6 protein-coding genes, 1 tRNA gene, 1 pseudogene and 1 riboswitch are annotated in these 7,824 nt (G+C 59.1%); all 8 genes and pseudogenes read left to right on the top strand.

The genetic code is table 11. The features are described from left to right. Positions 1 to 599, top strand: a pseudogene (locus NW809_RS09035) (cyclic pyranopterin phosphate synthase MoaA); the annotation flags it as partial. Between the two features lie 4 nt (positions 600 to 603). Continuing rightward, positions 604 to 1,698, top strand: coding sequence for a cyclic pyranopterin monophosphate synthase MoaC (gene moaC, locus NW809_RS09040; RefSeq protein ID WP_011429090.1), 1,095 nt, complete (start codon positions 604 to 606; stop codon positions 1,696 to 1,698). Then, complete coding sequence (locus NW809_RS09045) at positions 1,673 to 1,936, top strand: MoaD/ThiS family protein (protein WP_414401974.1); 264 nt, start codon at positions 1,673 to 1,675, stop codon at positions 1,934 to 1,936. Before moaC ends, NW809_RS09045 begins: the two co-directional genes overlap by 26 nt. Next, positions 1,937 to 2,422 carry a molybdopterin synthase catalytic subunit gene (locus NW809_RS09050; RefSeq protein ID WP_011429088.1) on the top strand — a complete coding sequence of 162 codons (486 nt, stop codon included), beginning with the start codon at positions 1,937 to 1,939 and terminating at the stop codon, positions 2,420 to 2,422. 33 nt (positions 2,423 to 2,455) lie between these two features. Further along, positions 2,456 to 2,530 (top strand) — tRNA-Arg (locus NW809_RS09055). A gap of 14 nt (positions 2,531 to 2,544) precedes the next feature. After that, positions 2,545 to 2,750: riboswitch (cobalamin riboswitch) on the top strand. 405 nt (positions 2,751 to 3,155) lie between these two features. Beyond that, positions 3,156 to 5,399, top strand: a complete 2,244-nt coding sequence (gene metE / locus NW809_RS09060) for a 5-methyltetrahydropteroyltriglutamate--homocysteine S-methyltransferase (RefSeq protein ID WP_414401975.1) — start codon at positions 3,156 to 3,158, stop codon at positions 5,397 to 5,399. A gap of 214 nt (positions 5,400 to 5,613) precedes the next feature. Next, positions 5,614 to 6,606, top strand: a complete 993-nt coding sequence (locus NW809_RS09065) for a methyltransferase domain-containing protein (RefSeq protein ID WP_011429086.1) — start codon at positions 5,614 to 5,616, stop codon at positions 6,604 to 6,606. 2 nt (positions 6,607 to 6,608) lie between these two features. After that, a partial coding sequence (locus NW809_RS09070) for an FAD-dependent hydroxylase (RefSeq protein WP_414401976.1) occupies positions 6,609 to 7,824 on the top strand: 1,216 nt, incomplete at its 3' end.

A 7,824-nucleotide genomic window follows, 5' to 3' on the forward strand; every position in this document is an offset into this window, starting at 1 on the left:
ACCTTAATGTTAGCCTCGATAGCCTACAGCCCTCCACCCAAGCTGCAATTGCCCGTCGCGACTGCCTGGCGGATATTCTCCGTAATATCCAGGAGGGTATTGCCCGGGGATTTAGCCTCAAAGTCAATACGGTTGTAATGCGGGGGATCAACGATTGCGAGCTATTTGATTTCGTTGAGTTTGCCCGCAAGACAGGCGTGACAGTTCGCTTTCTGGAGCTGATGCGGGTCGGCTATGCCAACTCTCTCTATGAAGAACACTACGTTTCAGCACAAGAGTGCATTGCCCGTCTGCAAGAACGCTATACTCTAACCCCCCTTCCAGCGGCACCTGATTCGACAGCGTTTTACTTTACAATCGACGAGAATGTTAAAGTTGGATTTATTGCCTCTGAGTCTCAGCCCTTCTGCAGCAGCTGTTCCCGGTGGCGCTTGACAGCTGATGGTCGTCTCTTTGCCTGCCTATTTAGTGAGGAGGGTCTCTCGGTTCGAGACAAAACACCAGGCCAACGTCAGCAAATTTACCAGCAGCTTTTGGGGATGAAACCACTGCGCCGGGTTGAGCAGGTCTCACACCCAATGTACGGCTTAGGGGGCTAGCTCTATGGACAAAGCTGATCGTACATGGGCCCATCTTAATGCTCAAGGCCATCCGCATATGGTAGATATTAGCCACAAGTCGGTGTCTTTGCGAACGGCCACAGCACGGGCAAGAGTTCAACTGCCACCTGCTCTCAGATCCTATGTTGTTGGCCAAGATATCCACCTGAAAAAAGGACCGGTATTTCAGACAGCAACCATTGCCGGTACAATGGCTGTTAAAAGAACTGACCAACTGATCCCCTTTTGTCATCAGATCCCTGTTGAAGACTGCACCTTTGATATCACAATTGATGATCACTTGCTTGTAACCATCCACTGCACTGTCAAGACCAGCGCTAAGACAGGGGTTGAAATGGAAGCTCTCTGTGGTGCGGCAACAGCAGCGCTGACAATCTATGACATGTGCAAGTCGGTGTCGCCCCATATCTGCATCCAGGAGACCCGCCTAGTAACTAAGTCCGGCGGCAAAAACGCCCTCCTGGAACGTCCCCTCTATGGCTTGGTGCTCACAGGGGGACGTAGCAAGCGCATGGGTCGCGATAAAGCGCTGCTGAACCCTTTTGGCAAACCCCACGCCGCCTATCTCTATGAACTGCTGCAGCCCTACTGCCAGCAGGTTTACTTGTCAGCGCGTGCCGGTCAGTGGTCGGGCACAGCTCTAGAGCTCTTGCCCACACTACCAGATCTAGTAGAAAGCGTTGGCCCGATCAGTGGCCTATTGACTGCCTTGAATACTCATCCTGAAGCTAACTGGTTGGTTGTTGCCTGTGATCTACTGAACCTTCGGTCAGAAACAATCCAAAAGCTGCTGGATCACTACCAAGCCGAAACAATCGCAACTTGCTATGTTAACCCCGAGCGCGGCTTCCCGGAAGCTCTTTGCGCCATCTATACTCCTCAAGCTGCAGCGGTACTAGAAAGGGCTTACGCGGAAGGGGTGTACTGCCCTGTGGAAATCCTCAGCAGGCAGCCCTGCACCCTAGTTACCCCCAACCATGAGGTCGAGCTCATGAACGTCAATACCGCCGAGGAGTATGCCACTTTCCAATCAGTTTGGGGTAGTTGCAGCCATGGTAACTCAATCTGTCCTAAGTAAGACCGTAACAATTCAATATGTAGCAGTGCTGCGGGAACAGGCTCAGCGGAGCAGCGAAGTGCTGCAAACCAGTGCAGCAAACTACCTAGAGCTCTATCAGCAGCTGCAAGCAAAGTATGGATTTTCGCTAGCAGCGGATGACGTTAAGGTTGCTGTCAATCATGAGTTCTGTGACTTGACTATGCCGATAGATGAAGGTGCCTTGGTAGTTTTCATTCCACCAGTTTGTGGGGGCTAAATGCTGCGTTTTCTAATTGTGGATAGCACCATCCAGCCAGCTGAACTCAGTCGTTTGCTCGTCAATAACACAGCGGGTGCCTTAGTAACCTTCGAGGGCTGGGTACGCAACCACAGCCAGGGCAAACCTGTTCTCAGCTTGGAGTACGAAGTCTACGAGATCCTTGCCCAGAAGGAGGGCGAGAAGATCCTCCGAGAAGCCCACGCCAAGTTTGGCCTCTGCGGTGCTGTTGCCTGTCACCGCCAGGGTCATCTTGCAATTGGTGATATTGCGGTTTGGGTTGGTGCTACAGCTGAACATCGCGGCGCCGCTTTTGCTGGAGCACGTTACATCATTGATGCAATCAAGGAGCGCTTGCCCATTTGGAAAAAAGAGTACTACTGGGGTGAGCCGCCGCGTTGGGTTTTGTGTCAGAAAGCAAAGCCTTTGTTCCAGCAATTCCATAAGAACGCTATTGCTCGGCAGCCTTGCGGCGATACCCCCTAGCCTCTCTGCTAGTATCAGTGAGGTACCTGACCTGGGGCTGTAGCTCAGCCTGGATAGAGCAAGCGCCTCCTAAGCGCTAGGTCGGCGGTTCAAATCCGCCCAGTCCCGCTAAAACCAGTGATAGGATAAAGTCTACTGTCGGTTCTGACGGGGATCAGCCGTCAGAGGCAACGGGGAAAGTGCAGTGAGAATCTGCCGCTGTCCCGCAGCTGTGAGCCGGTTTTGGACTTGGGATCCCTAGTTCGTTGTTGCAAGAGGCCTTGAGACGCAAGCCAGCCCCTCCAAAACTGAGCAAGTCAGAATGCCCGCCGGCGGTTTTTCCACAGTTCACCATATCTGCGAGGTACAGATATGCTCCCCATTTTGACGTTAGCCCGTTCCCGTCTCGAAGTTTTTTCATCGGCCTGCTTACGGATTTTCGACGCTCTCGGATCGTAGGCACTCAGTCAAAAGCGCGGACAAGAGAGCTGAGCAGTTAGCTCAGGGGCAGCTAGGAGGACGGTTGCTCGCTTTGGTTGCACAAAAGAGTCCTCTGGGCATCCCCCTGTGCAGAGTGGGCAAGCCGCCAGGGTGAAGGAACGCCTTGACAGCTCCGGCAGGTTTCCTGGCCTAGGGAAAACCTTCTGCCGGGATGCCACCGATAGGCATGTCGGCGGCCATCTCTTGCTGCCTAGGTTGGATGACAACTGGCGGCAACCTCAATTACCGAATTCGATTCAGGACAAGGTACCTTATGGCCATTGAAACTCAAACCCTAGGCTATGCCCGCATGGGCAAGCGCCGCGAGCTGAAGAAAGCCCTGGAGGCCTTTTGGGGCGGCACCCTGGAGGCGGAAGCCTTGTTGGCGACGCTGCAGGATCTGGAGAGTCAGGCCTGGCGAACCCAGCGACAGGCCAACCTCGACCACATTGCCGTAGGAGATCAAACCCTCTACGACCACGTTTTGGACTGGGCCACCTGGCTGGGGCTGATTCCCTCCCGGTTTCAGAGCTTATCAGGCCTGGAGCGCTACTTTGCCATGGCGCGGGGGCAGGAGGGGCTGCCGGCCTTGGAAATGACCAAGTGGTTTGACACCAACTACCACTACCTGGTGCCGGAAATTGAGGCCGACGCGATCCCTCAGGCCCATTTCGACGACTTCCTGGCCACGGTGCGACGGGCGCAAGGGATCCTAGGAAACCGCACCAGCCCCGTCCTCCTCAGTCCGGTTACCCTTCTTGCTCTAAGCCAGCGCTCTGGCGAGTTGCGGGGGGATCTGGAGAAGCTGCTTCCTCTCTACAGAGAACTCTTGCAGGAGCTGCAGCGCCTGGGGATCCGGGAAGTGCAAGTCCATGAGCCCATCTTGGTGACCAGCGAAGGCAAAAGTCTTCAGGAAGCGGTGGAGCAGACCTACCGCTGGCTTGCAAGCGTGGGGATCCCTCTCCACCTGGTTACCTACTTTGACGACTTGGGGGAGACTTACCCCTGGGCGGTGGAGCTTCCGGTAGCTGGCCTCAGCCTCGACTTCACCCGCGGCCACAACCTGGAACTGGTCAGAGCCCACGGCTTCCCCGCCGACAAGATCCTGGGGGCGGGGGTAGTGGACGGGCGCAACGTCTGGCAGATCCAGCCCAAAGCCGTTCTGGCCACTCTGCAAGAGCTGCAAGCCCTAGCCCCCAACCTGCGGGTGCAGCCTTCTTGCTCGCTCCAATTTGTGCCCCACGACGCTGCTCTGGAAACCCACCTGCCAGAGCCTTTGCGCAATGTTCTCAGCTTTGCCGAGCAGAAGCTGGCCGAGGTGGTTCTGCTGGCCCGCACCCTCAACGGCGAAGACACCGCCGCCCAGCAGCAGGAGCTGGAGCAGCAGTGGCAGGCCTTCCAGGACTTCAATCCCCCCAACTCTACAGTGCGCCAGGCCTTGGCCAACCTGACGGCGCAGGACTTCCAGCGCTCCCTTCCCTACGAGCAGCGTATAGGCCGGCAGGTCAAGCTGCCACCGCTGCCGACCACCACCATCGGCTCTTTTCCCCAAACCCCCGAAGTCCGGCAGTGGCGGGTCAAGTACAAAAAGGGCGAGATCTCCCAGGCCGAATACGAAGCTGCCATCGACGCCGAAATTGCCAAGTGCATCCGCATCCAAGAAGAAATTGGCCTGGATGTGCTGGTGCATGGTGAGTTCGAGCGCACCGACATGGTGGAATACTTCGCCCAACAACTGCAGGGCTTTGCCTTTACCGAGCACGGCTGGGTGCAGAGCTATGGCAGCCGCTGCGTGCGTCCCCCCATTCTCTACGGCGACGTGTCTCGCCCTCGCCCCATGACGGTGCGGGAGTTCAAGGTGGCCCAATCTCTGACTCAAAAGCCGGTCAAGGGGATGCTGACAGGGCCGGTAACCGTGCTCAACTGGTCCTTCCCCCGCGTTGACGTTTCCCGTCGCGAGCAGGCCCTGCAAATTGCCCTGGCCCTGCGGGCAGAGGTGGCCGACTTGGAAGCTGCCGGAGCCGCGATGGTGCAGGTGGACGAGCCAGCGCTGCGAGAGGGGCTGCCCTTGAAAAAAGAGCGCTGGCCAGAATACTTAAGTTGGGCGGTGGAGGCCTTCCGCCTGACTACCGCTGGCGCCAAGCCCGAAACCCAGATCCACACCCACATGTGCTACTCGGAGTTCGGGGACATCATCGAGCACATCGAGCGTCTGGATGCCGACGTCCTCTCCATCGAAAACAGCCGCAGCAGCAACAAAACCTTGCTGCAGATTGCCCAAGCCGGCTATCGCCACCAGGTAGGCAACGGCGTTTACGACGTTCACAGCCCGGCGGTGCCCGACACCGAGCAGATTCTCCGGCAACTGCGCCTGGGAGTGGCCCACTTGCCGCTAGAGCAAACCTGGGTCAACCCCGACTGCGGCCTAAAAACCCGCCGCTGGGAGGAAGTGATCCCTGCCCTGAAAAACATGGTGGCAGCCACTCAGCGTCTAAGGGAGGAGCTCCAGGCCACCTAGCCCCCGGCAAGGTTGCTCAGGCCAGCGTCTCCTCCGCGGGCAACCGTGCGGCTACGACACTCCTAGGCCGCCTTGCGGCTGGCAAATAGGGCAAGATGAGAGTGGGGCTTTGCTCCGCTGGATCAACGGAGGCCAGAAGGGATCCCCGCTGTGTCTGTTGCCACCGCAGCAACAATCATCAATTGCCATCTCTAGCCATCTCAAGGTAGTTCTAATGAATCCAACACTCTGGGTTTTTTGGGGCCTAGTCCTGCTCCTAGCTATAGGATTGGGAGCCTACCTGTTGACCGCCCGCAAGTACCGCTCTCCTGAATCGGTAGCCCGCGCCTACGACGAATGGACGCGAGACGGGATCCTGGAGTTCTACTGGGGCGAGCATATTCACCTGGGCCACTACGGATCCCCGCCGCGGCGGAAGAACTTCATCCAGGCCAAGCACGACTTTGTCCACGAGATGGTGCGCTGGGGCGGGCTGGATCGGCTGCCGCCGGGGACGACGGTGTTGGATGTGGGCTGCGGCATTGGCGGTAGTTGTCGCATCTTGGCCCGCGACTATGGCTTTGTGGTGACCGGCATCACCATCAGCCCGCAGCAGGTGCAGCGGGCCCAGGAGCTCACCCCCCCCGATCTGCCCGTCCGGTTTCAGGTGGCCGACGCCCTCAACCTGCCCTTCCCCGACGCCAGCTTTGATGTGGTCTGGTCCATCGAGGCGGGGCCCCACATGCCGGACAAGGCTCGCTACGCCAGCGAGATGCTGCGGGTGCTCAAGCCAGGCGGCATCTTGGTGGTGGCGGACTGGAACCAGCGCGACGACCGTCAAAAGCCCCTCAACTTCTGGGAGCGGCTGGTGATGCGGCAGTTGTTGGATCAGTGGTCGCACCCCGCCTTTTCCAGCATCGAGGGGTTTGCCGAACAGTTGCAAGCCACGGGCCTGGTGGAAGGACAGGTGCAAACTGCCGACTGGACGCAAGAAACTCTTCCTTCTTGGCTGGATTCCATCTGGCAGGGGGTTGTCCGTCCCGAAGGGTTGCTGAAGTTTGGCTTGGTGGGCTTGATCAAGTCGCTGCGGGAGGTGCCCACTTTCTTGCTCATGCGCCTGGCCTTCGGCACTGGCCTCTGCCGCTTTGGCATGTTCCGAGCGGTGCGGGCCGCCACGCCGGCAAACTCCGCCCGCCCAGAAGTAGTTGCCCACAGCACTCAGCACTAGAAATGACAACCCTTGCTCCCACTCCGACTACCTTGGCAGCCGTTTACGACGTGATCATCGTCGGCGGCGGCATTGCGGGCTTGACCCTAGCTTGTGCCCTGCAGGGATCCGGCCTGCGCTTGGCCCTCATTGAGGCCCAGTCGGCTGAGGCAGTCAGGCAGCGCCCCTTGGCCTATGCCCTTTCGCCGTTGTCGATCCGCATCTTTCGGGCCATCGGGGTGTGGGAGGCGCTGGCTCCCCACATCACACCCTTTGCCCAGGTGATTCTGACCGACGCCGACGCTCCCCAGCGGGTGACGTTTAGGCCGGAGGATGTGGGGGAAACGGCAGTTTTCTACTGCGGCGAACATGCTCGGCTGCAGCAGGTGCTCCAGGAGCGGGTGGCTGCCGATCCCCAGATCACCTGCTACTACGAAGCCAGGGTGGAGAGCGTAACCTACGGGGAGGCTGCGGCTGAGGTAGAGCTGGAAACGACCCAAGGCCGCCGCCGGCTGGCCGCCTCCCTGGTGGTAGCCGCCGATGGCCTGCGCTCCCAAGTGCGCCAGCGGGCAGGGATCCCGAGCGACGGCTGGGACTACTGGCAGTCGTGTATCACCGCCCTGGTGGCCCCTGCCCAAGACCACCAAAACGTCGCCTACGAGCGCTTTTGGCCTGCCGGCCCCTTCGCCATCCTGCCCCTGCCCGGCAACCGCTGCCAGGTGGTCTGGATCCTGCCCCACGAGCAGGCCAAGGCCACGCTGGCCCTTTCCCAGGCCGACTTCTTGGCCGAGATGCAGCGCTACTACGGCGACCAGGGCGGCTACCTTACCTTGCTGAACCCGCCCCAAGTCTTCCCGGCCCGCCTGCGCCAGAGCCGCCGCTACTATCAGCACCGCCTGGCTTTGGTGGGGGACGCCGCTCACCACTGTCATCCCGTAGCTGGCCAAGGGCTGAACCTCGGCATCCGCGATGCCGCTGCCTTGGCCCAAGTGTTGCTGGACGCCTGGAGACGACAGGAGGATTTGGGAGAGGTCCAAGTCCTGCGGCGCTACGGTCGCCGTCGCCGCTGGGAAAACTGGGTGGTGTTGCTCTTTACGGATCTCCTCACCCGCACTTTCTCCAACTCCTACTGGCCCCTGGTGGTCTTGCGGCGCTTGGTTTTGATAGGGATGATACGCTTTCCGCCGCTGCGGCGCTTTTTGCTGCGCCTGATGACCGGGCTGTGGGGCAGCCCTCCCT

Origin of the sequence: Synechococcus sp. WC101 (assembly GCF_047461555.1) — a bacterium.
Classification (GTDB): domain Bacteria; phylum Cyanobacteriota; class Cyanobacteriia; order Thermostichales; family Thermostichaceae; genus Thermostichus.

Excerpts from the sequence above, each read along its gene's own strand:
- NW809_RS09045 (WP_414401974.1), top strand. The coding sequence starts at position 1,673 with ATGGTAACTCAATCTGTCCTAAGTAAGACCGTAACAATTCAATATGTA.
- NW809_RS09050 (WP_011429088.1), top strand. The coding sequence starts at position 1,937 with ATGCTGCGTTTTCTAATTGTGGATAGCACCATCCAGCCAGCTGAACTC.
- metE (WP_414401975.1), top strand. The coding sequence starts at position 3,156 with ATGGCCATTGAAACTCAAACCCTAGGCTATGCCCGCATGGGCAAGCGC.
- NW809_RS09065 (WP_011429086.1), top strand. The coding sequence starts at position 5,614 with ATGAATCCAACACTCTGGGTTTTTTGGGGCCTAGTCCTGCTCCTAGCT.
- moaC (WP_011429090.1), top strand. The coding sequence starts at position 604 with ATGGACAAAGCTGATCGTACATGGGCCCATCTTAATGCTCAAGGCCAT.